The following is a 26,469-nucleotide window of genomic DNA, read 5'->3' on the forward strand; positions in this document are numbered from 1 at the left end:
GCCTCTGGGTGAATGTGAAATCAGTGTCAGCCGCTCAAAACCCGTTGCAACACATTCGCGTAAATCAGAGTCAGCGTTTCCAGGTCCTGCACGGCGACCGCCTCATCGAGCTTGTGCATCGTCGCATTGCAGAGGCCGAATTCTACCACGGGGCAAAGCCTTGAAAGGAAACGCGCATCGGAGGTGCCGCCGCTGGTGGACAGTTCCGCTTCGGTCCCGGTGGCGTCGCGGATCGCTGTAGCGATCATGGCGGAAAAGTCGCCGGGCGGGGTCAGAAAGGGTTCGCCGCTGATCTTTGCGAGCAATTCGCCGCCCTCGGCTTTAACGATCGCGCGAATGCGGTCGACCAATTGAGCCCCTGTATGCTGGTCGTTGAACCGGATGCTGATCCGCGCCTTTGCCTCCGCCGGGATGACGTTGGTGGCGGGATTGCCGACTTCCAGATCAGTAATCTCGATATTGCTGGGTTGAAACCATTCGGTTCCCTGGTCGAGTTCAATGGCTTCGATGGCGGCAAGAATACGGACCAGCGGACTGATGGGATTGCTGGCGAGATGGGGGTAGGCGACATGCCCCTGCATACCCTTCACGCTGATCCACATGTTGACCGAACCGCGGCGGCCGATCTTCATCATGTCGCCAAGTCGATTGACCGAGGTTGGCTCGCCCACGAGGCACAGGTCTGGCGCAATGCCCCTTTCGGCCATGCGATCCATGAGCGCGAGCGTGCCATGAACGGCCGCCCCTTCCTCATCGCCAGTGATGATGAGGCTGATCGTGCCGGGTAGGGCACTCGTCTGGGCGACTGCCGCAACGAAGCTCGCGATGCTTCCCTTCATGTCGACCGCGCCACGGCCGTAAAGCAGGTCGCCTTTCTGCACCGGTTCAAAGGGATCGGTGGACCAGCCATTGCCTGGCGGCACTACATCAAGGTGCCCGGCAAAGGCGAAATGCGGTCCTTCGCCATGGCTGCGGATAGCAAGAAGATTCTCGACCGGCCCGTCCGGAGCCTCGCCGCTTAGGAAACGCTCGACATCGAAGCCGAGCGCCACCAGCATTTCCTCCAGCACCTCGAACACCGTCCCGGTGGCGGGTGTGACGGAGGGGCAGGCGATCAGCCGGCTTGCAAGCGCGACCGGATCGGTCAAGAAGGAACGGATATTGTCCATCCGCGCCGGTTAGCGCAGCGGCGCGCTTTTGGCCAGCAGGAGATGTTTTCGATGCCGAAGCTCGACCTCGACTCCATTCCGCAGACCAACGCCACCGGCTATCCGCCGCAATATGCCGCAGAGGTGCAGGGGCGCTGGTATCGTCGGCTTTCCCCTGCCGCTGGCTTTGCCGATTTCGGGGCGAGCCATGTGGTGTTGAAACCCGGCGCATGGTCGGCGCAGCGGCACTGGCATGAGGATGAGGATGAAATGGTCATCATGCTGTCAGGAGAGGTGGTGCTGGTGGAAAACGAAGGCCGCACCATCCTGCGCGCGGGCGACATTGCCGTTTTTCCAAAGGCTGTGGCCAACGGTCATTGCCTTGTCAACGAAAGCGCTGCCGATTGTGTTTTCATTGCTGTCGGGCAGTCGGTCAATGGGCCTTGCCATTATCCCGACATTGACATGCACGAATATGGCGGCGGGGATAAACGGCGGAAGGATGGCGCCGGTTTTTGAGGTGGCTCGAGAGGAAGGGGGGATAACCCAAAGCGGAACACGTCATCCCAGCGAAGGCTGGGATCTCCATCAGTAGCGTAAAACCAGGATTTGGGAGATCCCAGCCTTCGCTGGGATGACGAATAATGAATATCGCAAAGACCCACTACCCGTTCATCACCCCACCGGCTGCTCGAACCGCTCGATCACCCAGTCTTCCGCCTGCGCGCCGCCGATCCATTCCTGCATGAAGGGATGGCTGATGACCGCCTGCATATAGGGTTGGGCAAAGCGGGCGACGGGCAGGGAATAAGTGATGAAGCGCGTCACCACCGGTGCGAACATGATGTCCGCCGCGCTGAATTCGCCGAACAGGAAATCGCCAGCGCCGCCGAATCGCGCCCGCGCCTCTGCCCAGAGCTGCATGATGCGCTCGATGTCCTGCATCACCTCTGGCGAGGGCTGATGCGGCGGATAGATCTGGCGGATGTTCATGCTGTGCTCGCGGCGGAGCGCGGTGAAGCTCGAATGCATTTCCGCCGCCATCGACCGCGCCATGCCCCGCGGCGCTTCCCCTTCCGGCCAGAAGCGGGTGTTGCCGGTCTTGTCGTTCAAATATTCGACAATGGCCAGGCTGTCCCACACCACCGTTTCGCCGTCCCAGAGGATCGGCACCTTGCCGGACGAGGGCGCGAATTCGTCCCCCTGCCGCCGCATTTCCCATTCCTGGTCGTAAAGCGGAACGACCACCTCCTCGAACGGCAGGCCGGATTGCTTGCATGCCAGCCAGCCGCGTAGTGACCAGCTTGAATAGGCCTTGTTTCCGATGAAGAGTTTCATTCCCGTTGCTTCCCTAGTGGTCGTTATCCCCCGCCCTTCGACTGCCTGCAAGGCAGGCGCTCAGGATAAACTTCAGCCTGCGGCTGAAGGCGGGGATCCATCTCCAGAACTTTCGCTGGATGCAATTCCGGGAGATGGATTCCCGCCTACGCGGGAATGACGATGGAGGGCAAGAGGGTGTGCGCTAATCCAGCGCGTCAATGACGGCAGCGCGAAGCTCGGGAATCCCCATGCCCTTCTCGCTGGAGGTCACCACGATGTCGGGATGCGCGGCGGGGCGCTTGCGGATTTCCGCTGTCACCCCTTCGCAGGTGGCGGCAAGGTCGCTCGCCTTCACCTTGTCCGCCTTGGTCATGACGATGCGGTAGCTGACCGCCGCATCGTCCAGCATCTTCATGATGTCCCGGTCGACGTCCTTGACGCCGTGGCGGCTGTCGATCAGGAGCAGCGTCCGCTTCAGCACCTGCCGTCCCCGCAGATAGTCGTTCACCAGGTAGCGCCATTTGCGGACAATGTCCTTGGGCGCACGGGCAAAGCCGTAGCCGGGCATGTCCACCAGCCGGAACAGCAGCGGCTCGCCCACGTCGAAGAAGTTGAGCTCCTGCGTCCGTCCCGGCGTGTTCGACGTGCGCGCGAGGCCATTGCGGCCGGTAAGCGCGTTCAGGAGGGAGCTTTTGCCGACGTTGGAGCGGCCGGCAAAAGCCACCTCTTTCACGACGGGGTCAGGCAGGAATTTAAGGTCCGGCGCGGATTTCAGAAACGCGATCGGCCCGGCGAAGATCTTTCGCGCGGTTTCGATGGGGTCTTGGTCCAGTTGTTCGGTCATATCAATTCCTTATCGTCATTCCCGCGAAAGCGGGAACCCATCTATGCTCTCGCCCCGACGTTGGGGGTAGAGGTGAGGTGGGTCTCCGCTTTCGCGGGGATGACGACAAAATAGCGTGCAGCCGTAATCACTCCGCCTTCACCGGCTCACGCAGGGCAGGGTGGCGGCTGTAAAGCCATTTCTGCTGCGCGATGGTGAGGAGGTTGGAGGTGATCCAGTAGACCAGCAGGCCTGCGGCAAAGGGCGCCATGATGAACATCATCATCCAGGGCATGATCATGAAGATCTGCTGCTGCGTCGGGTCCATCTGCGCGGGATTGAGCTTGAACTGCAGCCACATGGTGATGCCCAGCAGCAGCGCGAGCACGCCGATGCCGAGGAAGGCGGGCGGATTGAAATCCAGCAGACCAAAAAGATTGAGGATGTGCAGCGGATCGGGCGCGGAAAGGTCCTTGATCCACAGCACGAACGGCTGGTGCCGCATCTCGATGGCCAGCATCAGCACCTTGTAGAGCGCAAAGAAGATCGGGATCTGCAGGAACATCGGAAGACATCCGGCCAGCGGATTGACCTTTTCACGCCGGTACAGCTCCATCATTTCCTGCTGAAGCTTTGGCTTGTCGTCCTTGTACTTCTCCTGCAGCGCTTTCATCTTCGGCTGGACTGCCCGCATTGCCGCCATGGAGGCAAATTGCTTCTGGGCAATGGGGAACATCAGCAAGCGCACAATGAAGGTCAGGCAGATGATCGCCACACCAAAATTGCCAATCGCCTGGAACAGCCAGTGGAGCAGGAAAAAGATCGGTTTTTCGAACCAGTAGAACCAGCCCCAGTCGATCGCACGATCGAACAGGGTGACGCCCTGGTCCTGATAGCGCTCCAGTACAGGCGTTTCCTTGGCGCCAACGAACAGGCGGGAGGTTTGGCTCGCCGCCTGGCCGGGAGCCACCAGGCTTGGGTTCAGACTGAAATCCGCCTGGTAGACATTGTCGCCGCCCTTGCGGAACTTGGCATGGACGGCGGCTTTCTGGTCGGGCACCAGCGCGGAGAGCCAATATTTGTCGGTGAAGCCGATCCAGCCGCCGGTGCTGGTGAAGGCAGAGTCGCCTTCTTCGTCGAGATCGGTGAAGTCGACATCATAATTGGCCTTGCCGTCGAATACCCCGATGGGTCCGGTGTGGATGGTCCAGCTTGTCGGATCCTCCGACACGCCCTTGTGGCTGATATAGCCATAGGGGCGGATACCGACCGTTCCCTTGCCGCTGTTGCTCACCTTCTGGGTGGCGGTGAACATATAGTCATTGTCGACGGACAGCTTGATTTCAAAAAGCTGTCCCTGCCCATTGTTCCAGCTAAGTGTCACCGGCGAGGTGGGGGTGAGCTTTTCGCCGCTGGCAGTCCAGACCGTATTGGTGTCAGGGAGTTTGACGCCATCCCCGCTCCAGCCAAAGCCGCCGAAATAGGCATCCTTGGTGCCGCTGGGGGCGAACAGGCGAACGTCGGGCGAGTCCTTCTCTATCGTTTGCTTGTAGGTGTGGAGGACGATGTCATCGATCCTCGCTCCCTTCAGGTTGATCGATCCCGCCAGCTTTGGCGTTTCGATCCCGACGCGAGGCGCTTCCGCAAGGGCTCGTTTGAGCGGACGAATGGCCTTGGGCGCTTCCGCCGCCGGTCCGCCGTCGCTGACCGGGCTGGCCTGCTGCTCTTGTTTGGACGGCTGCTTGGGCGTGGGATAGATTTTCTCGGCGACATAGGGCCATCCAAACAGGATCAATGCCGTCAGCACGACCGCCAGGATGATGTTGCGCTTGTCGTCCACGTAAAACTCCCAAATCTTATTGGATTTCGTTGTTCAGGGAACCGGGTCGTAGCCCGAACCGCCCCAAGGATGGCACCGCATTAGCCTTTTGATCGCCAGCCAGCCACCCCTTAGCGCACCATATTTGTAAAGCGCCTCTATGGCATATTCGGAACAGCTCGGCGCATAGCGGCAGGAAGGAGGCAGGATGCGGGATGGGCCCAGTTGCCAGAAGCGGGCGATGAGGATGAACAGGCGCGCGATCATTTTTCCCCGCGCCCTTCATGCGCCTGCGAAGCTCCGGCGCCTGTGCTCTTCTCAACGGTTTGCCCTGAAGTTGCAGAAGGGCTTCTCTTCTTCTCGAAGGGGGCGGCTTGGACGGGCTCAGCCCCAACGGGCCTGGACGTTTTCCGCAGCGCCTTCACCATTTCCGCCCGTAGCAGGCCGAAATCCCGTTCAACGCCGCCCGCCCGGCCGATCAGCACATGATCGGCGCCGGATTTGCCGAGTTCCGGCAGCAATTCCCGCGCAAGCGCACGAAAACGGCGCTTCATCCGGTTCCGGACGACAGCGCCGCCAATCTTCTTCGTAACGGTAATGCCAATGCGCTTGGCCGCGTCGCCATCCAGGCGGTCATGGACCAACAGCACAAAGCCGGGCATGGCCACGCGCTGACCCTTGTTGGCGGCCAGGAAGTCCGCGCGCTTGCCGATCGTCAGGATGGGGCGCGCGTCTTTCGGCTGGCTCAGGCGCTCAGCGACTTGCGGCCGCGTGCGCGGCGGGCGCGCAGAACCTTCCGGCCGCCCGGGGTCGCCATGCGGGACCGGAAGCCGTGACGCCGCTTGCGCACGAGTTTGCTCGGCTGATAGGTGCGCTTCATCGCTCATTCCTCAAATCAAATAGCATAATGAAAAGGGCCGCCACAGCCGGGCGGCCTCAGATGGAGCGCCGATAGGCAAAACTGGCCCTTGAGTCAATCATTGGCTTCCTCAGCTTCTTCTTTTCTCCTCAGACGCCGGAAATAGCTTCTCCGGCGCAGGCTCCAATCGGCCCAGCGGCCATATTTTGGAAAGCGCTGCTTGAAGCGGACATAAGCACGCTTCGCCCAATTGCTGTTCTTCAGGGTGAGGGCGAGTCCGGCGGCAAGCAGAATCACTCCGCCGGGGCCGGGCAGGACGCCCACCACGGGCGCAAGCAGGATCAGCATCATGCCAAGCAACAAGAGGAACAGCCGCAGCTTTTCCCTGCGCGCACCATTCCGGGTTCCATTAACCATTGCCATCTGTGGAATTTGGGTAGGGGCGGCGCCGGAGGCAAGGCAATTTCCGCCGGAATGATCCAGTTTCCGTTTAGACTCTCAAGCGAAACAAGTTAGCCCGCATTGCAAGGAATGAGGATATGGGTTAGGCTTAAGTCAATGAAAATATTGGTCGCACATGCCCGGAGCAGGGGAGTGCACGCAATGCCGAATCAGAGGTTGGACCTCATTGCATCGCCCTTTGCGGGGCAGATGTAGAGCCATGGCCCGTTCGGATCCCGAGATAGATTTCCAGGCCATATTCGACGCGGCACCCGGTCCTTATCTGTTGCTCAATGCCGATCCGCCTCAATATTCCATTGCCGACGTGAACCGGGCCTATCTTGCAGCGACGGGCACCGAGCGTGCGGCCATGATCGGCCGGGGTCTTTTTGAAGTCTTTCCCGAAAATCCCGGCGACAGAAGCGAAGATGGCCCGGGCGAGCTTCGAATCTCGCTCGACCGTGTTCTTCGCGACGGCGTTGCGGACGCCATGGGCGTGCAGAAATATGATATTCCCCTGCGCGACGGCTCGGGCCGTTTCGAAGTGCGCTACTGGAGCCCCATCAACACCCCCATAAAGGGCGCTGATGGCCGCATCAGCCACATTCTCCACCGCGTCGAGGATGTTACGGAATTCATCCTGTCCCGCGACGGGCTTGGTCCGGCGGTGGTGGGCCGCAGCCGCGGCATCAGGGAACGGGACAGCATAGAGGCTGAAGTCAGGCGGAGCGGCGCAGAGCTCAAGGAAGCCAATCGCCAGTTGAAAACAATGTCGGAGCAATTGGTGGAGGCGAACGCGCGATTGGAAAATCTGGACCTGCTGAAGACCGAGTTTTTCGCCAATGTGTCGCATGAGTTCCGCACACCCTTGACGCTGATGCTGGGGCCGCTGGAGGAAATGCTGAGCCGCCCCCTGTCCACGGAGGACCGGCCGTTGCTGGAGGGGGTTCAGCGCAATGCGCTTCGCCTGCAGAAGCTCGTCAACGCCCTGCTCGATTTTTCACGCCTCGAGGAAGGACGTGTAAAGGCAAGGTTCGAAAAGACGGACCTCGCCGCTCTGACCATGGAGCTTGCAAGTCATTTCGACTCCGCCTGTTCCGAGGCCGGCATTGCGCTGAAAATCGACTGCGCCATTGATGATCCGGTGCCGGTAGATCGGGAGATGTGGGAGAAGATCGTCCTCAACCTTATCTCCAACGCCTTCAAGTTCACGCTGGAGGGGGAGATAGCGATTTCCCTGCGCCAGGCGGGCGGCATGGCCAAGCTGACGGTCCGTGACAGCGGCGTCGGAATTCCGGCTGAAGAGCTGCCGCTCGTCTTCGAACGCTTTCACAGGGTCAAGGGCCAGGGCGGCCGCAGCCATGAAGGAAGCGGTATCGGCCTTTCGCTCGTGCGCGAGCTGGTTCGGCTTCATGATGGGCAGATCACGGCCGAAAGCCAGCCGGGGCAAGGCACCAGCTTTGTTGTGACCATTCCGCTTCGGCGAGCGGCTGCAGAGGATGTTGCGGATGGCGAGCCGCTTGCTTCGTCAAAGGACGTCCGGGCGGTCGGTTTTGCGCGGGAGGCCGAGCACTGGCTACCGGCCAGTCATGACGCTCCGCTTGCCGACATGCCGGAGGTGGATGGGGCCGGAGCGGGACGGCGAGTCCTTTTGGCCGACGATAATGCGGACATGCGGGCCTATGTGGGACGGATTCTGATCGGGGCCGGTTATGAGGTGCATGCTGTGCCTGATGTGGACGCGGTCTTTGCTGCGCTCAAGGAACGGCCGCACCCGGATCTGATCCTATCGGACGTGATGATGCCGGGCGCTTTGGACGGTTTCGGCCTGTTGCGGGCCTTGCGGGCCGATCCGGCCACCGAAACCTTGCCCGTGATGCTGCTGTCCGCCCGTGCGGGACCTGAGGCGCGGATCGAAGGGCTCGAAGCGGGCGCGGACGAATATGTCGTGAAGCCCTTCGGTGCGCGCGAGTTGCTGGCGCGGATCGACGCGGCGCTTCGCCTGGGCAAGATGCGCCGGGAGGCTGCGCTCAAGGAAAGGGAATTGGAAACCGCCCGTGCCGAAGCGAAGCTGCGTCTGGCGATGGAAACGGCGCGGATGGGCGAGGTCATTTTTGACCTCAGCGCCGACACGATCATGCACACGCCTGGCTTTGCCATGCTCTTTGGTCAGTCCGGCGACCAGCAGATGACGCTGGACGACATCCGTAGCGCCTATCATCCGGACGACCGGGCCACGATGGAGAATATCAGGGCCAGGACGCTGATAGGGGACACTGAATATCTGGAGGCGGAACATCGGGTGATCTGGCCCGATGGCTCCATCCATTGGCTGGCCGCGCGCTTCCACATAGAGCGCGATGGCAATGGCAGGGCTACCGAGGCCACGGCTGTTTACATGGACATCACTGAACGCAAATGGGTGGAGGAGAGACAGCGGCTGTTGCTGGACGAACTCAATCACCGGGTGAAGAATACGCTTTCCACCGTGCAGTCAATCGCCATGCAGACGCGCAGGAGCGCAGCGTCCCCCGAACAGTTCAGCGAACTGTTCGAAGGCCGGATCACGGCGCTTGCCGGGGCGCATGATCTGCTGACCGAAGCATCCTGGGAAGGCGCCTCCCTCGCCGATGTCATCGGGCGGACGCTTTCGCCCTATGCGCTTTCCGCCAGCGACGGTGCGCCGCGCATCATTTTCGGCGGGCCGCAGGTGATGCTGAGCCCCAACGCCGCCGTGACGCTTAACATGGCGTTCCATGAGCTTGCCACCAATGCCGCCAAATATGGCGCGCTTTCGGTCGCGGAAGGGCGGCTGGACGTTTGCTGGACGGTCGACCGGTCAGCCAGTACGCCCGTTGTGGAGCTATTCTGGAATGAACAGGGCGGTCCCTTAGTGACGCCCCCGGCGCGCCGCGGTTTCGGCACCCGGCTCGTCGAACAGGGATTGACCCGCGAATTGGATGGAGAAGTGGATTTGCGTTACGACCCGGACGGCTTCAAGGGCGTGGTCCGCCTTCCCGCATCGCACAAGGTATCACCGCTATGACAATGTACGAACCCTTGCGCGGGCTGCGCCTGTTCGTCGTGGAGGACGAGGCGCTGGTGGCAATGCTGCTGGAACAGATGCTTGAGGACCTTGGCTGCGAGGTGGTCAGCCTGGCGGGGACGGTAGGGCAGGCGCTCGACCAGGTGGAAAGGGTCGCGCAGAAGGTCGATGCCGCCATATTGGACGTCAATCTGGGCGGAGAGCGGGTTTATCCCGTGGCCGAGGCTCTCGCCGCCCATGACGTGCCGTTCCTGTTCGCCACCGGATATGGGCCATCGGGCCTGGAGGATCGCTACCCTGAACATATGGTATTGTCCAAACCCTATGTGGAGGCGACGCTGGTGAACGCCCTTCTTCATGTAAGGACGGGATAGGTTGCCCCCTGGTCCCTGACGTCCGAAAATTTTGTAAATCATGCGTCCTCTCCCTATAGAGAGGGCATATGACGGACGTTCGCGAAAATGGGGCAGTGCTGGACCCCAAATTTGATGCCCTTGGGCTGATCACGGCAGTCGTGACTGACGCCGCGTCGGGTGATCTCCTGATGGTGGCGCATATGAATGCGGAGGCGCTGGCGCTGACGCGCGGTACCGGCATTGCCCATTTCTGGTCCCGCAGCCGCCAGAGCCTTTGGAAAAAGGGCGAGACATCCGGGAATTTCCTGCATGTCGTGGAGATGCGCATCGATTGTGACCAGGACGCTCTTTGGGTGAAAGCGGAACCGGTGGGCCCCGCTTGCCATACCGGGCGAACCAGTTGCTTTTACCGGCGGGTGACCGGTGACGGGCTGGAATATGTCCCGGACGCGGATTAGCCTTGCCCTCATCCTGTTGCTGACGGCTTGCGGCGGGCAATCGCCTTCCAATCCGCCCGTTGATGACAGTCCCGATCTTGAACAAGCCGCCATTGCCAGCGGCGCGATCGACGATGCCTCCAAGGTCGATCCTTCGGGTCTTTTCCTGCGCCGTCATGAAGGTGGGGCGGACATGCTCTGCATGATTCCCGATGGGGACCGGGAGTACCGCTTCGGTGCCTTGGCCATGTCGGGCGGTAAGTCCCGGTGCATGGGTCGAGGGCGGGCGAAGCGGGCGGGCCAGTTGCTTGTGCTGCGTTTCGACAAGCCTTCGCGATGCATCATTGTGGCGCAATATGAAGGGGACCGGGTGGCGTTGGCCGGGGCGGTCGACCTGGAATGCGATAAATTATGTACCGAGCGCGCTTCCTTTGCCGGGGTATCGGTGCCCCGGGTGTCTTCGAGCAGCGGAGTGGCGGAATCTGTCCGGGGGCTGGATGGAGAACCCATGTGCCGGCGTCCGTCTTGACGTAAACGTAAACGTCATTTACCCCGAGGATATGCATAGTGTATCGAAAAGGCCCATTGCCGGTATTGAATTACCTGACCTTGAGGGCAAGGAGAGCTACAGCATTTCCGAGCTTTGCGACGAGTTCAAGGTTACGCCGCGCGCCCTGCGCTTTTATGAAGATGAAGGGCTGATTGCGCCGGAGCGGCGGGGGCTTGCCCGCATCTATTCCCGGCGGGACCGCGCCCGCCTTGCCTGGATATTAAGGGGCAAACGCGTCGGGTTCAGCCTGGCGGATATTCGCGAAATGGTCGACCTTTACGACCGCAATGACGGCCGCGCTGAGCAGAAGCGGGTGACGGTCGCCAAATGCCTGGCGCGCGTAGACCTGTTGACCCGCCAGAAAAAGGATATCGACGAGGCTATTGAAGAGCTTTCGCGCTTTGTGGCGACGCTTGAGGGAAATATCTGAGACCATTTCCCCCGACGCGTCAGTCCCAATGCCTGGATTGGGTCAACAGAGAACGGCCGGAGAGGAAATATGCCCACTTACATAGCCCCCGTTAAGGATACGAAATTCGTTCTGGAACAGGTGCTGCAGCTCGACCGCTATGCCAATATTCCGGGCTTTCAGAACGCCTCGCCGGATGTGGTGGATGCCGTTCTGACCGAAGGCGGGCGCTTTGTGGCCGAGGTGCTGTTCCCGCTGAACCATGTCGGCGACAGGGAAGGCTGCATCCGGCATGCGGACGGCAGCGTCACGACACCCACCGGCTTCAAGGAAGCGTACCGGCAATTCGTGGAGGGCGGCTGGCCCACGCTCGGCATGCCCGAGGAATTTGGCGGGCAAGGCATGCCGCATGTTCTTTCCACCGCCTTTGAGGAATATCTGATCAGCTCAAACATGGCCTTCGCCATGTACGGAGGCCTTGCGCTCGGCGCCGTGTCGGCAATTCTGGCCAAGGGCAGCCAGGAGCAGAAGGACAAATATCTTCCCAGGATGATCTCCGGCGAGTGGGGCGGCACGATGAACCTGACCGAGCCGCATTGCGGGACGGACCTGGGCCTTATCCGGACGCGGGCGGTGCCCAATGCAGATGGAAGCTATGCGATCACGGGGACCAAGATCTTCATTTCGGCCGGCGAGCACGACCTGACCGATAACATCATTCATCTGGTCCTCGCCAAGACACCCGATGCGCCGGAAAGCAGCAAGGGCATCTCCCTGTTCATCGTTCCCAAGGTGCTGGTCAATGATGATGGTTCGCTGGGTGAGCGCAATGCAGTGGCTTGCGGATCCATTGAGGAGAAGATGGGGATTCACGGCAACGCCACCTGCGTCATGAATTATGATGGGGCCAAAGGCTGGCTGGTCGGCGAGGAGAATAAGGGGCTGACCGCGATGTTCATCATGATGAACGCGGCGCGGCTCGCCGTCGGCCTGCAGGGCCTGTCGCTGGGCGAGGTGGCGCTTCAAAACGCGGTGCTCTATGCGCGGGAACGGCGGCAGGGCCGGGCGCTGACGGGCCCCGCCGAGCCGGAGGAAAAGGCCGATCCCCTGTTCGTCCATCCCGATGTGCGCCGGATGCTGATGGAAGGGAAGGCGCTGACAGAAGGGCTACGCGCCCTGTGCCTGTGGGGGGCGTTACAGGTCGACCTGTCGCACAAGGCGCCCACGGAAGAGGAGCGGCGGGCGGCTGATGACCTGATTTCGCTGCTTACCCCCGTCATCAAGGGCTATGGCACCGACAAGGGCTATGAAATCGCCACCAACGCGCAGCAGATTTTCGGCGGTCATGGCTATATTGTCGAAACAGGTCTGGAACAATATGTCCGCGACGCTCGCATTTCCATGATCTATGAGGGCGCCAATGGGGTTCAGGCGATGGACCTTGTAGGGCGGAAGCTGCCCATGAACGGCGGACGGGCGATCCAGCACTTCTTCAAGATCATCGCTGAGGAAGTCGCGGCGGCGAAGCAGGACGAACGGCTGGCAGGTTTTGCCGCGGCCTTGGAAAAAGCCAATGGCCAGTTGCAGGCAGCAACCATGTGGCTGATGCAGAATGCAATGCAGAACCCCAATCATGCGGGTGCCGGGGCCTATCATTATATGCACATCCTCGGGATCGTGTCGGTCGGGCTGATGTGGCTACGCATGGCGAGCGCCGCTGTGCGCATGCTGGACGCGGGCGAAGGGGACGCCAAGTTCCTGGAGGCCAAGCTGGTGACGGCGCGCTTCTTTGCGGAGCGGATCATGCCCGATGCGGGCGCTCTCCGGCGGAAAATCGAAGGGGGCGCAGACGCGCTAATGGCGCTGGACCCCGAAATGTTCGCCGTGGGCTGAAGCTATTTAAGCTGGGGGCTGGGCGGCGCTGCGCCGCTTGCCCCGAAGGCGACCTTCACCGGATTGCGATCGATCATGCATTGGCTCTTGTTGCCGCGCGGATGCTGCTCGCAGTTCCAGAGCGAGCGTTCTATGCCTTCGCCACGCATATAGCTGTATGCCATGGCGTCGAGCAGCCCGTCCATGATGGGAAAGCCCCCAGGGGTGCGCGCTGCGTCGGTCCAGGCCAGCACACGGCAGCGCTGGCGTCCGCCGCAGAGTTTGAGCGCCTGCGACTGAAGGCTGTCAGCCGAGGCAGAACGGGGCGAGGCAAGAATGAAGGAGGTGCCGTCAGGCGAAACCGCCACCACTTCCGCCTGTCCGAAGCGCTGGCCTGCCGATACCGGAGTGATCGGCCCGGTAAAGCGAGCGGCGCGAGGGACGGTGGCGGTGGCGAGCGTCAATGGCAATTCCGGATCGTCCATTGTGCTGGTGGCATGCGCCCTGGATAGCCGGGCAATGAGGGCGACCTTCGGTTCCTTGCCTGGCGTGGCGGTCTTGAACGCGGCGGGTGTCCCCCACCAGCCCTTCCAGCGGAAGAACAGATGCGTGCCGACCGCCGAGACCTTGTCGAGGCTGCTGCTCCAATAGGGAACCACCCAATCCGTATGATAGTGGGTCGCGGTGCCGACCTTGCTATAGACGGAGCCCGACAAGGCTTCCCGCGCGACCAGGCGGGCCCGGTCCCATGCGGCCGCTGACGGAGTCCGGGCCAATGCGCCGTCGCATGTGAAGGTGAACTGGCATCCTGTGGCGCGTTCCGAACCCTGGAAGACCACGCCGCATACGGTCTTCGGAAAGGCCGGGTGGCGGACGCGGTTCAGCACGACCTGAGCCACGGCTCGCTGGCCCACCGGATCGTCGCCCGCTTCATACCATTGGGCGGCGGCCAGGCAGTCGGTGGCGCGATCCAGGTCAAGGTCCCCCATCTTCAATTTGAAGGGTTTGGCAGCGAGATTGGGCAGAGCCGAAAAGGGAATGGCGGCATTGATGACTCGCGCCTGCTGAGGCGCGACCAGTTTCACGACCATCGGCTCCACCGCAGGGACGGGGATGTGTGGTTTCGCCCGTTGTGGCTGATGGGCTGGCTGTTGGACAGGACCCTGCACCTTTGGCGCCTGCTGTTGCTCATGCAGACCGATCGCTGCCGGAAGGGCGAGGACAATGAGCAGCAGGAGCGCTAGCGGCCATCGCCGGCGGCGCGTTGATGAAGTCATGGCGTCATCATTATCGAGGTCGGTCACGGCTTGCGCATTCCTGTCCAAGCCCCCTGATATCCTGAGATGGCGCCCGTTAGCGGAACGCGCCGGACCGATCTTTATCCCGGCTCCAGATTCGGGAGCAAGGATGTCGCGACCGGTTGTGCCGGATACAGGATGATGCTGCTGCAGGCCCGGATTTGCTTGCTTTTTCTCATCCTGAATTGCCATCCAGCCTGTCCGAATGGCGTATCAGGAAGGTGAATCCCGCCTTCGCCGGGATGACGAGTAAAAGCAGCGGCCTGTGCCGAAAGCTGCGGGTTATTCCGGCAGGAAATCCGGCACCGAAAGATAGCGTTCGCCCGTGTCATAGTTGAAGCCAAGCACGAGGCTGCCCTCCGGCAATTCCTTCAGCTTCTGTGCGATGGCGGCGAGCGTGGCGCCGGAGGAAATGCCGACCAGCATGCCTTCTTCACGAGCGGCGCGGCGGGCCATTTCCTTGGCATCCGCGGGATCGACCTGGATCACGCCGTCCAGAAGCTGCGTATGCAGATTTGCCGGGATGAAGCCCGCGCCAATGCCCTGGATGGGATGAGGACCGGGCGCGCCGCCGCTGATGACGGGGGAAAGCGTGGGCTCCACCGCAAATACCTTGAGCGAGGGCCACGCCTTTTTCAGCACGTCGGCACAGCCGGTGATATGGCCGCCCGTTCCGACGCCAGTGATCAGCGCATCAATTGGCGCATCGGCGAAGTCATTGAGAATTTCCTGCGCCGTCGTCTGGACATGGACATCGATGTTCGAAGGATTTTCGAACTGCTGCGGCATCCAGCTTCCCGGCGTTTCGTCGATCAGTTGCAGAGCGCGCTCAATGGCGCCCTTCATGCCCTTTTCCTTGGGAGTAAGGTCGAATGCCGCCCCGTAAGCGAGCATCAGGCGGCGCCGTTCAAGCGACATGGATTCCGGCATGACCAGGATCAGCTTGTAACCCTTCACCGCCGCGACCATGGCAAGGCCGACGCCGGTATTGCCCGAAGTCGGTTCGATGATGGTTCCGCCGGGCTTGAGCTGACCGGACCGTTCGGCAGCATCGATCATGGAGAGTGCGATGCGATCCTTGATGGAGCCACCGGGATTGGCGCGTTCCGACTTCACCCAGACCTCGGCACTGCCGAACAGCCGGTTGACGCGGATATGCGGCGTGTTACCGATGGTTTCGAGGATATTGGAAGCTCTCATCTAACATTCTCCCTGGGCCGGCGATCCGCGGCACTTTCGGGCGGATCAAAAGTTCGTGCAAGTCTCAATTCCGGAAAAATCCGGACCCATGCCAAGGTGATGGCAATGGCTCCGATGCCGCCGAGCACCACCGCCGCCATGGGGCCGACCAGCGCCGCCAGAAACCCTGACTCCGCTTCGCCAAGCTCATTGGAGGCCGAGATGGTGAGTTGCGACACGCTACCCACCCGGCCGCGCATTTCGTCCGGGGTGTGAAGCTGGATCAGGGACTGGCGCACATAGACTGAAAACATGTCGGCGCTGCCCAATATCACGAGGCAGCCCAGGGAAAACCAGACCCAAGTCGACAGCCCGAAAGCGATGGTGGCGAGGCCGAATATGATGACTGCCACCAGCATTTTCAGCCCGACCTCGGATTTGATGGGGCGGAAGGAAAACCACAGGGCCGTCACGCCAGCTCCGACAGCGGGGGCCGCGGCAAGATGGCCGAGCCCTGCAGAGCCGACGTGCAATATGTCGCGGGCATAGACGGGCAGCAGGGCCGTCGCCCCGGCGAGCAGCACAGCGAACAGGTCAAGCGTGATCGCCGCGAGCACCAGCCGGTTGCGGCGAACATAAGCGATGCCGTCCAGCATCTGCGCGACCGGATGGCGGGTCCTGTCCTGCTCGGGCTGAGGAACCTTGCCGATCAGGAACATGCAAAGGAGCGCCGCGACATATAAAAGGGCGCTGGCGCCATAGGCCGCCGCAGGCTGAATGGCATAGACATAGCCGCCGAGCGCCGGACCAATGATCATGCCGGCCTGCCATGCCACGCTGCTGATCGCGATGGCATTGGGCAATATCTCGCGCGGCACCAGATTTGGTGCGAGCGCCGTTAGTGCGGGGCCGTTGAAGGCGCGGGCGGTCCCCAGGAAAGCGGCCAGCGTAAAGATGAGCGGCAGGCTGGCCCAACCTTCATAGGTGGCAAGGCCGAGCACGAGCGCACACAGGATCTGCAGCGCCAGCGACCAGCGGGCCACAATCCGCCGGTCAAAATGGTCGGCCACCCAGCCGGTGAGAGGCGTCAGAAGGAAGAGGGGCAGAAATTGCGCAAGGCCGATGAAACCGAGCTGCGCCGCGCTGGCCGCCGTGCTCATGGTTTCGCGGGCGATGTTATAGGCCTGCCAGCCGATCACCAGCATCATCGCATATTGCGCAAGAACGGCGCTTAGCCGTCCAATCAGATACAGGCGATAGGCCGGAACTTGGATTGGATGCGGATAGGCGCCTTGGCTCATGAAACTCCGTTAGCCGTTGCGCTCTTTGCTCAGCAAGAGGGCAAATTCTTGTGAGAGCAAAGAAAAAACTGGACTGCGGATCGCGTGGGACTTGCGAGGGGGCTGCTAATTCCTAGAGTACAGCCGGGGTTCAGACTGGGCCCCGCATTGCGGCAGCAGGGAGACAGACGCACATGAAACGAAAGCCTTTGACCCTGCTTGCTTGCCTCGCCCTTGCCGGGTTGCTGCCATCGTGCAAGGACGGCGCGGGCAATGGCAATGCGGCCACCACTGCCACCGCCGTCGACCCGGCAGGTGCGGACTGGCCGAAATTCGCGGCATCCTTTTTGGAGGGCTATTTCAAGCTCAATCCGAGCTTTGCCATCTATCAGGGCCGTCACGAGTTTGACGGACAGCTTCCAGACTGGAGCAGCAAGGGGCTGGCCGCCCAGGCGGACTTTCTGAGGAACGCCATTGCAAAGGCCGAAGCCTTCGATCCCGCGAAGCTCAGCAAGGAACAGGCATTTGAGCGGGACTATCTGATTGCGGTCGCGCGGGGACAGCTTTTCTGGCTTACCGAGGCGGATTTCCCGCATCGCAATCCCGCTTGGTATATCAACAACGGGCTTGACCCCAATGTCTATATCGCGCGGCCCTATGCCGATCCGGCGGCGCGGATGAAGGCCTTCATTACATTTGCAAGAAACATTCCCCGCGCCGCCGACCAGATCCGGGTGAACCTGCAGACGCCCTTGCCGCTGAGCTTCATTGACTATGGCAAGGCGGGCTTTGGAGGGCTGGCGAATTATTTCACCAGCGACGCCAAGGCCGCCTTCGCCGAAGTGAAGGACCCGGCGCTGCAAAAGCAGTTCGATGAGGCGGCGGGCGCTGCGTCAAGGTCCATGAGGGCGCTTGCCGACTGGCTTGAAAAGCAGCGGAAGGGCGCGACGCAGGATTTCGCTCTGGGGCCGGATCGCTTTGCGAATATGCTCGCGATGACCGAGGGCGTGAAGCTATCGATCGCGGAACTGGAAAAGGTCGGCCGTGCCGATCTCAAGCGCAACCAGGATGCGCTGAAAGCGGCTTGTTCCGATTATGCGCCGGGCAAGACCATCCCGGAATGCATGGCCAAGATGAACGCCGGCAAGCCGGAGGATGGCGTGGTCGCGGCGGCGCGGCGGCAGTTGCCGACGCTCAAGGCCTTTCTGAAGCGCAAGGACATCGTCTCGATCCCCGGAACGGAAGAGGCGCTTGTCGAGGAATCGCCGCCCTATAACCGGCAGAACGCCGCATATATCGATATTCCCGGGCCTTATGAGAAAGGATTGCCGTCCGTCTATTATATCTCCCCGCCTGATCCCGCCTGGCCCAAGAATGTGCAAGAGGCCTATATTCCGGGAGAGAAGGACCTGCTCTTCACCTCTGTTCATGAGGTGTGGCCGGGGCATTTCCTGAATTTCCTGCACAGCAACCGGTCAAAGTTCCTCTTCGGCAAGGTGTTTGTCGGCTATGCCTTCGCCGAGGGCTGGGCCCATTATACCGAGGAGATGATGTGGGAAGCGGGGCTTAATGATGGCGATGTGGAAACCCATATCGGCCAGCTTTCCAACGCATTGCTGCGCGATTGCCGTTTCCTGTCTGCCATCGGCCTGCATGCGCAGGGGATGACGGTGGAGCAGTCCCGCAAGATGTTCGTGGAGCAATGCTATCAGGATGAAGGCAATGCCCGTCAGCAGGCGGCGCGCGGCACCTATGACCCGGCTTATCTCAATTATACGATGGGCAAGCTGATGATCCGCAAGCTTCGCGACGACTGGACCGCGGACAAGGGCGGCAGGAAGGCATGGAAGCAGTTCCATGACGCTTTCCTGAGCTATGGCGGGCCACCCATCCCGCTGGTGCGGCAGCAGATGCTGGGTGGCGAGGCGAAGGCGGTGTTTTGAGGGTTTGCCTTGCATCAAGGCTTATGACCGTCATTCCCGTGAAGGCGGGACTCCATCTCCCGATCCGGCTCGAAATTCTGGGCGGGGAAGGGTCCCCGCTTTCTCGGGGATGACGAAAGACTTCAAGCAATACTGACGAAACTGTCCATCACGCGTTTGCGTCCCGACAGTTCGAAGTCGATCTCCAGCTTGTTGCCTTCTATCTCTGCAATGGTGCCATAGCCGAATTTGTTGTGGAAAACGCGAAGGCCGACCTTCATGTCGGACCGGCCCTGGTTACCCAGGCTGACTGCTGATTGACGGGCTTCCACGATGCGGGCGGGTTCGCGGGTAAAGCCGCCCGATTGCGCCGCGCGCTGCCAGCCGGGGCCACGGCCGGTTCCCCGCGCAACATTGGCGAAAGGATCGGCCCGCTCCGACCAATTGGCGCGCCAGAGGGACTCGCCGCCCGCCATGCTGCTTTCCTCCCTCACATGGGCAGGCGGAATTTCACCGATGAAGCGGGAGGGGATGGAACTGGTCCATTGGCCATAGATGCGCCGGTTGGCAGCGTGGAGGATGGTGCATTGCCGCCGCGCGCGGGTCATCGCCACATAGGCGAGGCGGCGTTCCTCCTCCAGCGCCGCGAGCCCGCCTTCGTCGAGAGTCCTTTGCGATGGAAAGACCCCTTCCTCCCAGCCGGCAAGGAAGACGCGATTGAATTCCAGGCCCTTTGCCGCGTGGATGGTCATGATCGTGACCTTGCGGTCGCTCGCCACCGCGTCATTGTCCATGACCAGGCTCACATGTTCGAGGAAGGCGCCCAGCGTCTCATATTCTTCCATCGCGCGGGTGAGTTCGTTGAGGTTCTCCAGCCGTCCCGCGCTCTCGGCGGAACGGTCCGCCTGCAGCATGGCCGTATAGCCGCTCTCATCCAGGATCAACCGGGCAAGCTCGGCATGGGGAAGGGCCGTCGACTGGTCCCGCCAGCGTGCGATGTCGGCAATGAAATTGCCAAGGCTCCGCCGTGCCTGCGGTGTCAGTTCGTCCGTGTCGAGGATGCGCGCGGCCGCAAGGGTGAGGCCGATATCCTGCGTGCGGGCGACGCGATAGATCTTCTCCAGCGCCTTGTCGCCCAGGCCGCGCTTGGGAACATTGACGATCCGTTCGAAGGCCAGATCGTCCGCGGGCTGGTTCACCAGCCGCAGATAGGCGAGCGCATCGCGGATTTCCGCGCGCTCATAGAAGCGGAAGCCGCCGATGATCTTGTACGGAAGGCCGATCTGGATGAAGCGGTCTTCGAACTCGCGCGTCTGGAACTGCGCGCGGACGAGAATTGCCACCTCATCCAGAGAGCCGCCCATGCGCTGATATTGCTCGATCTCCTCACCGACCCGGCGGGCTTCCTCCGGTCCGTCCCACACGCCAAGGATCTGGACCTTCTCGCCTTCCTTCTCCTCGGTCCACAATGTCTTGCCGAGGCGGCCGCCATTTTCGGCGATGACGCCGCTGGCCGCCGCCAGGATATGCGGGGTGGAGCGGTAATTCTGCTCAAGCCGGATGACCTTCGCGCCTGGAAAGTCCTTCTCGAACTTCAGGATATTGGCAACCTCCGCGCCCCGCCAGCTATAGATGCTCTGGTCATCATCGCCGACGCAGCAGATATTCTTGCGCGCCTGCGCCAGCAGCCGCAGCCACAGATATTGGACGGCGTTGGTGTCCTGATATTCGTCGACCAGAATATATTTGAAGCGCTGCTGATAAAGCTCCAGCACGTCGCGCTCCCGTTTCAGGATGGTCAGCATGTGGAGCAGCAGGTCGCCGAAATCGCAGGCATTGAGCGCCCTCAGCCGTTCCTGGTAGAGCCGGTACATCTCCTGGCCCTTGCCATTGGAATAGGCTTCGCTTTCGCCGGCATCCAGATCGTCAGGCGTCAGCCCCTTGTTCTTCCATTTGTCGATCAGGCCGCCTAGCTGCCGCGCGGGCCAGCGTTTCTCGTCGATGCCCGCCGCCTGGATGATCTGCTTGAGCAGGCGAAGCTGGTCGTCCGTATCGAGGATGGTGAAGTTGCTCTGCAGGCCCACCAGTTCGGCGTGGCGGCGCAGCATCTTGGCGCCGATCGAATGGAAGGTGCCAAGCCATGGCATGCCCTCCACGGCTTCGCCGATGATGCGCCCGACGCGCTCCTTCATCTCGCGCGCGGCCTTGTTCGTGAATGTGACAGCCAGGATTTCCGAGGGCCAGGCCCTGCGCGTGGCAATGAGGTGCGCCAGGCGTGCAGTAAGGGCCGCGGTCTTGCCCGTTCCCGCGCCGGCGAGCACCAGCACCGGACCGTCCGCCGTCAGCACGGCCTCCCGCTGCGGAGGGTTCAGCCCCTTCAGATAGGGCGGGTCATCAGGGGAGGGCGCAGGCAGAGTCACGGGTGAACAGTTAGGGAACAGTAGGCCCGGGGGCAAGCCTTCTCATGCCAAACGGTGTGCCGGAGCACAGCAACGGTTCACCGGGTCTGAAACGATCCGGGGGAACCAAGGGCGGCGCGGTAGATATAGAGATTCGCGAATATTCGCGGGGAACTTTCCCGGAGAGGACCTTATGATCAGACTCATTCCCATAAGCGCCGCCGCTCTGCTGATGTGCGGAACGGCGATGGCGCAAGATGTGCCTGCCCAGCCTGAGACAACTCAGCCCGGACCGGCCACCGTTCCTCCGCCGCCCGATGGAATGCAGCCGCCCGAGAGCACGACGCAGACCCCGACGACCCAGCCGGGCGCACCGGCCCCTGCGCCTGCACCGGATGCGGCGGCGCCTGAGGCACCACCAACCACGACTCCCCCGGCCGATCCCAATGCACAGGCAGTGCCTGCTCCGGTTCCCCCGGCAGCGAGTGACATGACACCGGCGCCTCCAGGAGCCGCGCCCGACCCGAACGCTCCAGTCGGCACGCCCGCCAATCCGGCGGTTGTGGGCGGCAATATGACGCCGCCGCCGGAGCCCAAGAAGGAATATCCGCTCTGCACCAAGACCATTCAGGATAGCTGCATGAATCCTGGCGAGGCGCCGGGCAGCAAGAAAAAGCGGCGCCGGTAAGTACGGCGATATATGGACTTAACCGTTCGTGTCGAGCGAAGTCGAGACAGGTTCGCGCCTAGCCAACGTCCCTCGACTTCGCTCGGGACAAACGGAGGGAAATCACCTGCGTTAAAAAGCCGGGAGCAAACGAAGCAGGTGCAGCCGCGCCTTGCCACAGTCGCGCACGGTTTCGACCGCGAAGCCTTTGACGGCCAGGGTCTCGCGGCGGTCTGTCTCTATGCTGATCCAGGTCGCGGGACTGACCCAGCCCTGACGGTTGAGCTTGTCGAGCGCCACCGCGCCTGCGCCTGTGCCATAGGGCGGGTCCATCATGATAAGGTCGAGCGGTGCCGCTGCCTGCCCCAGCGCCAGCACTGAGGTTGCCCGCACATCGGGGCGGATGCCGAGGCGCTCTGCATTGGCCCGTAGCGCATCGAGCGCGGCGCGGTCCTGCTCCACGAAAACGCAGCTTGCCGCGCCGCGTGAAAGCGCCTCCAGCCCCAGCGCGCCCGAACCTGCGAACAGGTCCGCTACGGCAAGCCCGTCAAAGCTGCCAAGACGGCTGGTCAGCATTGAAAAGAGAGTCTCACGCGTCCGGTCCGCAGTCGGCCGGGTGGAGATTCCCTTTGGGGCATCGATAGGACGGCCGCGCCATTGGCCTGCAATGATTCTCATGGATGTTTCGGCCCTTTCCGGCGGGAGCCCATAGGTGAAGCGGCAGCCTTGCGGAAGTCCCGCTGAAGCAAGTGATTGAAATTGCCCTCGACTCTTTGGCCGGGCTCCGGCAAGAACAGATGCCGAACGGGGTTGGTTTCGAAGGGGGAACATTTGGTCGCGACGGTTTCAACGGTTGCCTATCTGGGCCTGGAGGCGCGCGGGGTAGAGGTCCAGTGCCAGGTTGCGCCAGGCGTGCCGGGCTTCATTGTCGTCGGCCTGCCCGACAAGGCGGTGAACGAAAGCCGGGAGCGCGTCCGGGCCGCCATGTCGGCCATCGGCCTGTCACTGCCGCCCAAGCGCATTACCGTCAATCTGTCTCCTGCAGACCTTCCGAAGGAAGGATCGCATTATGACCTGCCGATCGCGCTTGCTTTGCTAGGTGCGATGAGCGTGATCGATGCTGAAACGCTTGCGAGCTATCTTGTTGTCGGAGAACTGGGCCTGGACGGACGCGTGGCACCCTCGCCGGGCGTGCTGCTCGCCGCCCTTCATGCCAGCGAGCGGGAACTGGGGCTCATCTGTCCCGCCTCCCAGGGTTCGGAAGCAGCCTGGGCCGGAAATGTCGAGGTCATTGCTCCCCCCGATATTCTTGCCCTCCTTAATCACTTCAAAGGCAGCGCGCTGCTGACGCCGCCCCGGCCGGGCGAGGCCGAGCCGCCTGTGCGCGGCGCGGATTTGAAGCAGGTAAAGGGCCAGGAAAGCGCCAAGCGCGCGTTGGAGATCGCGGCCGCCGGAGGCCATAATCTGTTGATGGTCGGTCCGCCGGGTGCGGGCAAGTCGCTGATGGCGAGCTGCATGCCCGGCATCCTGCCCGATCTCACGCCTGCCGAGGCGCTGGAAGTTTCCATGGTCGCATCAGTGGCCGGAACATTGCAGGACGGCAGGATGAGCCGCGCCCGCCCTTATCGTGCGCCGCATCATAGCGCGTCCATGGCGGCCCTTGTCGGGGGCGGGCTGAAGGTGAAGCCGGGCGAGGTCAGCCTTGCCCATCTGGGCGTGCTCTTCCTTGATGAGCTTCCGGAATTCCAGCGGGTGGTACTCGACAGCCTTCGCCAACCGCTCGAAACAGGAGAGGTCAGCGTGGCGCGGGCCAATGCGCATGTTACCTTCCCGGCCAGGGTCCAACTGGTGGCGGCGATGAACCCTTGCAAATGCGGGCATTTGGGCGATCCGGGCCTAGCCTGTTCCCGCGCGCCGCGCTGTGCCGCCGATTACCAGGCCAAGGTGTCGGGGCCGCTGCTCGACCGCATCGACCTGCATGTGGAGGTCAACGCAGTGACGGCTGCGGACCTTGTTCTGCCTCCGCCCGCTGAAGGTTCGGGCGAAGTTGCCGCGCGTGTGGCGAAAGCGCGGGCGCGGCAGACCGAGCGCTATAATGGCCATGGCCCACGCACCAATGCAGAGGTTGACGGCGACCTTCTGGAGGACGTGGCGGGGCCGGATGAAGCCGGCCGGCAGTTATTGGCGCAAGCGGCCGAAGCGATGCGCCTGTCTGCCCGCGGCTACACGCGGGTTCTGCGCGTCGCGCGCACCATTGCCGACCTTGCAGGCACGGAAAGAGTGGGGCGCGTGCATGTGGCCGAAGCGCTGAGTTACCGGAGACCTATGCCAAGGAATTGAACCATTGAGGAGGGCTGACATGGAATGGATGATGTTGCCGCTGAAACGTTATGCACAGTTTTCCGGAAGGGCCCGGCCCAAGGAATTCTGGATGTTCTTCCTCTTCATCATCCTGTGCCTGTTGGTGCTTAGCTTTGTCGAAGCGGCGCTGGGGCTCGGCACCAGCGAGCGATGGGCGGTACGGGAAGGATGGAGCGCCTCTGCGGGGTTCCGCAACAGCGGCGGACCGCTGACGGGACTATTCCTGCTGGCGGTACTGGTTCCCTATCTGGCCGTCTCGGTCAGGCGATTGCATGACACCGACCGTTCGGGATGGTGGCTGTTGCTTGGCTTCATCCCATTTCTGGGCGGGCTGATATTGCTGATCTTCTTCGTAATGGGCGGAACACGCGGCCCGAACCGCTTCGGCCCGGACCCCTTCGAGGCGGTTGATCTCCCTTGAGGCTGAGCTTCATGGCCCCAAAAGACCCAACAGCCGCCACTCACCCCTCGCTGGTGATCAGCTTCAACTCGCCCGTGTGCACCGTTCCGCGATGGCTGAACTGGCCGACGATCTGGCCGCCCTGTTCGATCGTGATATTCTCATAGGCGATGTCTCCGGTGACCCGGGCCGTTTGCGCAATGACCAGGTCTTTTGCCGTGACAGAACCATCTACAAGGCCCGAAAGCCGCACTGTTTCCGCAGTGATGCTGCCGCGGATCTCGCTGTCTGCCCCTTGAACCAGCGCGGCGCAGCGCAGATCGCCCTCGATCTTGCCATCAATGTGCAGATCGGCTGAGGCGCTGATATTGCCGGTGATGACGACATCGCTGCCGATAATGGAAAAGGGAGTGTTCCTAGCCCCGGTTGCCGACATCGCCGAAGCGCTGAGTGGCGATTTTCTGGACTTCGAGAACATCGGCTTTGGCCTCCAGGAAGCGGCGGGGATTGATCGGCTGCCCATTCATGCGGACTTCGAAGTGCAGATGCGTCCCGGTCGACCGCCCGGTGGAGCCCATGCGTGCGATCCGCTGGCCCCGTTTCACATTCTGCCCCACCTTGGCGTTGAAGCCGGCAAGGTGCGCATAGCGGGTCATCAAGCCATGGCCATGGGTGACCTCTACGACATTGCCATAGCCGGAACGCTGCCCGACATAAGTGACCTTGCCATTGGCCGCGGCCAGGATCGGCTGCCCATAAGCGCCGCGGAAATCGAGACCCGCGTGAAAGGCTGCATGGCCGTTGAAGGGATCGCTGCGGTAACCAAAGCCGCTGCTCAGCATCACGACATTGGTGGGCTTGCCCGATGGGATGGCAAGCAAGCTGTTCTCAAGGAGGCTCAACCGATGAAGCGCCTTGCCGAGACCGGCAAATTGCTCTTCCATCCCGTCCAGCTTCTTTCCTCTATAGGGAATGAAGGGACCGCCCTGTCCAGAGCGGGACTGGCGGGCCAGCCTTGCGGGATTGAGGCCGAAGCTGCGGATCGCCGACTCCACTTTGCGCGTCCGCTGGGCTACCGCATTCTCCAGCCTGCTGGCAAAAGCGATCTGCTGCTCCTCGATCCGGCGCAGTTCGCGCGTTTCGGGTATGGCGCTGCTGATCTTCCTGGACTTTGCGGAAGGCTGGTCTTCCTTGCCGTCCTTCGAACCGACGACCTCGCCTGCGGGCAGATTGTCCCCAAAATGGCTCTTCATCAGTTCTTCGAGATTTTCCTGGCGCGCTTCAAGCTCGGCAGCCATTTCACCAACAGATGCCCGGTAATTGCTGACGTTGCGCGCGGAACTGGCAATCGCGGCTTGCTGTTTCTCAAGCGAGGCGCGATCGCGGGCGATATCAACTTGGTTGATCGCAAGAAGGATCGTGGCGGGGGCCCAGAAAAGCAGGGCGAGCGCCAGCCCGCCAGCAACCAGCATCTGCAGCCGGCTGCTGATCTTCAGGAACCGGATGGTCCCGCCCGATCGGAGGAAAATCTCCCGTTCTGGAAATAAGCTCCGCACCCCCGCCAAAAGGCCGGAGACGCGGCGATCGCCTTTCGACACTTGCCAACCCGCTCGTTATCGTTTGCCGAATCGGCCCGTAGCAAAGGGCGAATGAAGTCGCGAATCTGTCACATCCGACTCATGACGAGTCGAACCATTGGCAGGATGAAGCGAGCCATTTGCCGATTTTGTTCCGCTGCTTTGGTGAAAAATTATCCGTTTCGGATTCGAATCGAACAAAAAACCCCCGGCGGAAAAAGGGGGCATCCGCCGGGGTGCAGTTTGAGGAGCTTTTTTGCCGCGGGCTCCGTTAATCCGCGGCCTGAAAGCCCGTTCAGATCGCAC

The 26,469-nt window shown here is 61.8% G+C and carries 26 protein-coding genes; 11 read left to right on the top strand and 15 right to left on the bottom strand.

The window, feature by feature from the left end; translation table 11 throughout:
- Positions 1–26 precede the first annotated feature (26 nt).
- A complete protein-coding gene (gene dapE, locus VJS46_RS02335; protein WP_324057732.1) occupies positions 27–1,169 on the bottom strand; it encodes a succinyl-diaminopimelate desuccinylase in 1,143 nt (380 codons plus the stop codon).
- 51 nt (positions 1,170–1,220) lie between these two features.
- On the opposite strand from dapE, the gene VJS46_RS02340 reads away from it, so the two are divergent.
- Positions 1,221–1,667, top strand: coding sequence for a cupin domain-containing protein (locus VJS46_RS02340; protein WP_324057733.1), 447 nt, complete (start codon positions 1,221–1,223; stop codon positions 1,665–1,667).
- A gap of 156 nt (positions 1,668–1,823) precedes the next feature.
- On the opposite strand, the gene VJS46_RS02345 is transcribed toward VJS46_RS02340, so the two are convergent.
- From VJS46_RS02345 to VJS46_RS02375, 7 genes are all read right to left on the bottom strand, one after another.
- Complete coding sequence (locus VJS46_RS02345; RefSeq protein WP_324057734.1) at positions 1,824–2,486, bottom strand: glutathione S-transferase family protein; 663 nt, start codon at positions 2,484–2,486, stop codon at positions 1,824–1,826.
- Between the two features lie 184 nt (positions 2,487–2,670).
- Positions 2,671–3,312 (bottom strand): ribosome biogenesis GTP-binding protein YihA/YsxC, encoded by a 642-nt coding sequence (gene yihA / locus VJS46_RS02350; RefSeq protein WP_324057735.1) that lies wholly within the window; start codon positions 3,310–3,312, stop codon positions 2,671–2,673.
- Between the two features lie 127 nt (positions 3,313–3,439).
- Positions 3,440–5,131 carry a membrane protein insertase YidC gene (yidC, locus tag VJS46_RS02355; RefSeq protein ID WP_324057736.1) on the bottom strand — a complete coding sequence of 564 codons (1,692 nt, stop codon included), beginning with the start codon at positions 5,129–5,131 and terminating at the stop codon, positions 3,440–3,442.
- A gap of 33 nt (positions 5,132–5,164) precedes the next feature.
- Entirely contained in the window at positions 5,165–5,377 is a 213-nt protein-coding gene (gene yidD / locus VJS46_RS02360) for a membrane protein insertion efficiency factor YidD (protein WP_324057737.1), read from the bottom strand.
- Positions 5,374–5,823, bottom strand: a complete 450-nt coding sequence (gene rnpA / locus VJS46_RS02365) for a ribonuclease P protein component (protein WP_414707954.1) — start codon at positions 5,821–5,823, stop codon at positions 5,374–5,376. Before rnpA ends, yidD begins: the two co-directional genes overlap by 4 nt.
- 32 nt (positions 5,824–5,855) lie before the next feature.
- Entirely contained in the window at positions 5,856–5,990 is a 135-nt protein-coding gene (gene rpmH, locus VJS46_RS02370; RefSeq protein ID WP_324057761.1) for a 50S ribosomal protein L34, read from the bottom strand.
- 93 nt (positions 5,991–6,083) lie between these two features.
- Positions 6,084–6,392, bottom strand: coding sequence for a hypothetical protein (locus VJS46_RS02375; protein WP_324057738.1), 309 nt, complete (start codon positions 6,390–6,392; stop codon positions 6,084–6,086).
- 238 nt (positions 6,393–6,630) lie between these two features.
- On the opposite strand from VJS46_RS02375, the gene VJS46_RS02380 reads away from it, so the two are divergent.
- The 6 genes from VJS46_RS02380 to VJS46_RS02405 all read left to right on the top strand — a co-directional run bounded on the left by VJS46_RS02380 (position 6,631) and on the right by VJS46_RS02405 (position 13,101).
- Entirely contained in the window at positions 6,631–9,456 is a 2,826-nt protein-coding gene (locus VJS46_RS02380; protein ID WP_324057739.1) for an ATP-binding protein, read from the top strand.
- The gene (locus tag VJS46_RS02385) at positions 9,453–9,830 is read left to right on the top strand and encodes a response regulator (protein WP_324057740.1); all 378 of its coding nucleotides are present in this window, start codon (positions 9,453–9,455) and stop codon (positions 9,828–9,830) included. The genes VJS46_RS02380 and VJS46_RS02385 overlap by 4 nt, the downstream gene beginning before the upstream one ends.
- Before the next feature lie 68 nt (positions 9,831–9,898).
- Positions 9,899–10,270, top strand: a complete 372-nt coding sequence (gene hisI / locus VJS46_RS02390; RefSeq protein ID WP_324057741.1) for a phosphoribosyl-AMP cyclohydrolase — start codon at positions 9,899–9,901, stop codon at positions 10,268–10,270.
- Complete coding sequence (locus VJS46_RS02395; protein ID WP_324057742.1) at positions 10,251–10,778, top strand: hypothetical protein; 528 nt, start codon at positions 10,251–10,253, stop codon at positions 10,776–10,778. Before hisI ends, VJS46_RS02395 begins: the two co-directional genes overlap by 20 nt.
- Before the next feature lie 31 nt (positions 10,779–10,809).
- Positions 10,810–11,229: a MerR family DNA-binding transcriptional regulator gene (locus VJS46_RS02400; RefSeq protein WP_324057743.1), complete on the top strand. Its 420-nt coding sequence runs from the start codon at positions 10,810–10,812 to the stop codon at positions 11,227–11,229.
- A 69-nt stretch (positions 11,230–11,298) separates the two neighbouring features.
- On the top strand, positions 11,299–13,101 hold the full coding sequence (locus tag VJS46_RS02405; RefSeq protein WP_324057744.1) for an acyl-CoA dehydrogenase C-terminal domain-containing protein: 1,803 nt from the start codon (positions 11,299–11,301) through the stop codon (positions 13,099–13,101).
- Between the two features lie 2 nt (positions 13,102–13,103).
- Here the strand turns inward: VJS46_RS02405 and VJS46_RS02410 are convergent, their stop codons facing one another.
- The 3 genes from VJS46_RS02410 to VJS46_RS02420 form a co-directional block, all read right to left on the bottom strand.
- A complete protein-coding gene (locus VJS46_RS02410) occupies positions 13,104–14,384 on the bottom strand; it encodes a cell wall hydrolase (RefSeq protein ID WP_324057745.1) in 1,281 nt (426 codons plus the stop codon).
- Between the two features lie 276 nt (positions 14,385–14,660).
- Positions 14,661–15,578: a cysteine synthase A gene (gene cysK / locus VJS46_RS02415; protein ID WP_324057746.1), complete on the bottom strand. Its 918-nt coding sequence runs from the start codon at positions 15,576–15,578 to the stop codon at positions 14,661–14,663.
- Positions 15,575–16,858, bottom strand: a complete 1,284-nt coding sequence (locus VJS46_RS02420; protein WP_324057747.1) for an MFS transporter — start codon at positions 16,856–16,858, stop codon at positions 15,575–15,577. Before VJS46_RS02420 ends, cysK begins: the two co-directional genes overlap by 4 nt.
- A 173-nt stretch (positions 16,859–17,031) precedes the next feature.
- Here VJS46_RS02420 and VJS46_RS02425 point away from each other — a divergent pair, with 173 nt between their 5' ends.
- Positions 17,032–18,780: a DUF885 domain-containing protein gene (locus VJS46_RS02425; RefSeq protein ID WP_324057748.1), complete on the top strand. Its 1,749-nt coding sequence runs from the start codon at positions 17,032–17,034 to the stop codon at positions 18,778–18,780.
- 122 nt (positions 18,781–18,902) lie between these two features.
- Here the strand turns inward: VJS46_RS02425 and VJS46_RS02430 are convergent, their stop codons facing one another.
- Positions 18,903–21,179, bottom strand: coding sequence for an ATP-dependent helicase (locus tag VJS46_RS02430; RefSeq protein ID WP_324057749.1), 2,277 nt, complete (start codon positions 21,177–21,179; stop codon positions 18,903–18,905).
- Between the two features lie 172 nt (positions 21,180–21,351).
- On the opposite strand from VJS46_RS02430, the gene VJS46_RS02435 reads away from it, so the two are divergent.
- The gene (locus VJS46_RS02435) at positions 21,352–21,846 is read left to right on the top strand and encodes a Fe-S oxidoreductase (protein ID WP_324057750.1); all 495 of its coding nucleotides are present in this window, start codon (positions 21,352–21,354) and stop codon (positions 21,844–21,846) included.
- A gap of 111 nt (positions 21,847–21,957) precedes the next feature.
- Here VJS46_RS02435 and rsmD read toward each other — a convergent pair whose 3' ends face one another.
- Complete coding sequence (gene rsmD, locus VJS46_RS02440) at positions 21,958–22,503, bottom strand: 16S rRNA (guanine(966)-N(2))-methyltransferase RsmD (RefSeq protein WP_324057751.1); 546 nt, start codon at positions 22,501–22,503, stop codon at positions 21,958–21,960.
- A gap of 153 nt (positions 22,504–22,656) precedes the next feature.
- On the opposite strand from rsmD, the gene VJS46_RS02445 reads away from it, so the two are divergent.
- Positions 22,657–24,165, top strand: a complete 1,509-nt coding sequence (locus VJS46_RS02445; protein WP_324057752.1) for a YifB family Mg chelatase-like AAA ATPase — start codon at positions 22,657–22,659, stop codon at positions 24,163–24,165.
- Between the two features lie 19 nt (positions 24,166–24,184).
- Positions 24,185–24,607: a DUF805 domain-containing protein gene (locus VJS46_RS02450; protein WP_324057753.1), complete on the top strand. Its 423-nt coding sequence runs from the start codon at positions 24,185–24,187 to the stop codon at positions 24,605–24,607.
- A 40-nt stretch (positions 24,608–24,647) separates the two neighbouring features.
- Here VJS46_RS02450 and VJS46_RS02455 read toward each other — a convergent pair whose 3' ends face one another.
- On the bottom strand, positions 24,648–25,022 hold the full coding sequence (locus VJS46_RS02455; RefSeq protein WP_324057754.1) for a polymer-forming cytoskeletal protein: 375 nt from the start codon (positions 25,020–25,022) through the stop codon (positions 24,648–24,650).
- Positions 25,003–26,184: a peptidoglycan DD-metalloendopeptidase family protein gene (locus tag VJS46_RS02460; RefSeq protein WP_324057755.1), complete on the bottom strand. Its 1,182-nt coding sequence runs from the start codon at positions 26,182–26,184 to the stop codon at positions 25,003–25,005. The genes VJS46_RS02455 and VJS46_RS02460 overlap by 20 nt, the downstream gene beginning before the upstream one ends.
- Positions 26,185–26,469: the final 285 nt, after the last annotated feature.

Source organism: Rhizorhapis sp. (genome assembly GCF_035276005.1).
Taxonomy (GTDB): Bacteria; Pseudomonadota; Alphaproteobacteria; order Sphingomonadales; family Sphingomonadaceae; genus Rhizorhapis.

Coding starts and splice junctions, on each gene's coding strand:
- dapE (WP_324057732.1), bottom strand. CDS start 1,169: ATGGACAATATCCGTTCCTTCTTGACCGATCCGGTCGCGCTTGCAAGC.
- VJS46_RS02340 (WP_324057733.1), top strand. CDS start 1,221: ATGCCGAAGCTCGACCTCGACTCCATTCCGCAGACCAACGCCACCGGC.
- VJS46_RS02345 (WP_324057734.1), bottom strand. CDS start 2,486: ATGAAACTCTTCATCGGAAACAAGGCCTATTCAAGCTGGTCACTACGC.
- yihA (WP_324057735.1), bottom strand. CDS start 3,312: ATGACCGAACAACTGGACCAAGACCCCATCGAAACCGCGCGAAAGATC.
- yidD (WP_324057737.1), bottom strand. CDS start 5,377: ATGATCGCGCGCCTGTTCATCCTCATCGCCCGCTTCTGGCAACTGGGC.
- rpmH (WP_324057761.1), bottom strand. CDS start 5,990: ATGAAGCGCACCTATCAGCCGAGCAAACTCGTGCGCAAGCGGCGTCAC.
- VJS46_RS02375 (WP_324057738.1), bottom strand. CDS start 6,392: ATGGCAATGGTTAATGGAACCCGGAATGGTGCGCGCAGGGAAAAGCTG.
- VJS46_RS02380 (WP_324057739.1), top strand. CDS start 6,631: ATGGCCCGTTCGGATCCCGAGATAGATTTCCAGGCCATATTCGACGCG.
- VJS46_RS02385 (WP_324057740.1), top strand. CDS start 9,453: ATGACAATGTACGAACCCTTGCGCGGGCTGCGCCTGTTCGTCGTGGAG.
- hisI (WP_324057741.1), top strand. CDS start 9,899: ATGACGGACGTTCGCGAAAATGGGGCAGTGCTGGACCCCAAATTTGAT.
- VJS46_RS02395 (WP_324057742.1), top strand. CDS start 10,251: ATGTCCCGGACGCGGATTAGCCTTGCCCTCATCCTGTTGCTGACGGCT.
- VJS46_RS02400 (WP_324057743.1), top strand. CDS start 10,810: ATGCATAGTGTATCGAAAAGGCCCATTGCCGGTATTGAATTACCTGAC.
- VJS46_RS02405 (WP_324057744.1), top strand. CDS start 11,299: ATGCCCACTTACATAGCCCCCGTTAAGGATACGAAATTCGTTCTGGAA.
- cysK (WP_324057746.1), bottom strand. CDS start 15,578: ATGAGAGCTTCCAATATCCTCGAAACCATCGGTAACACGCCGCATATC.
- VJS46_RS02420 (WP_324057747.1), bottom strand. CDS start 16,858: ATGAGCCAAGGCGCCTATCCGCATCCAATCCAAGTTCCGGCCTATCGC.
- VJS46_RS02425 (WP_324057748.1), top strand. CDS start 17,032: ATGAAACGAAAGCCTTTGACCCTGCTTGCTTGCCTCGCCCTTGCCGGG.
- VJS46_RS02435 (WP_324057750.1), top strand. CDS start 21,352: ATGATCAGACTCATTCCCATAAGCGCCGCCGCTCTGCTGATGTGCGGA.
- rsmD (WP_324057751.1), bottom strand. CDS start 22,503: ATGAGAATCATTGCAGGCCAATGGCGCGGCCGTCCTATCGATGCCCCA.
- VJS46_RS02450 (WP_324057753.1), top strand. CDS start 24,185: ATGGAATGGATGATGTTGCCGCTGAAACGTTATGCACAGTTTTCCGGA.
- VJS46_RS02455 (WP_324057754.1), bottom strand. CDS start 25,022: ATGTCGGCAACCGGGGCTAGGAACACTCCCTTTTCCATTATCGGCAGC.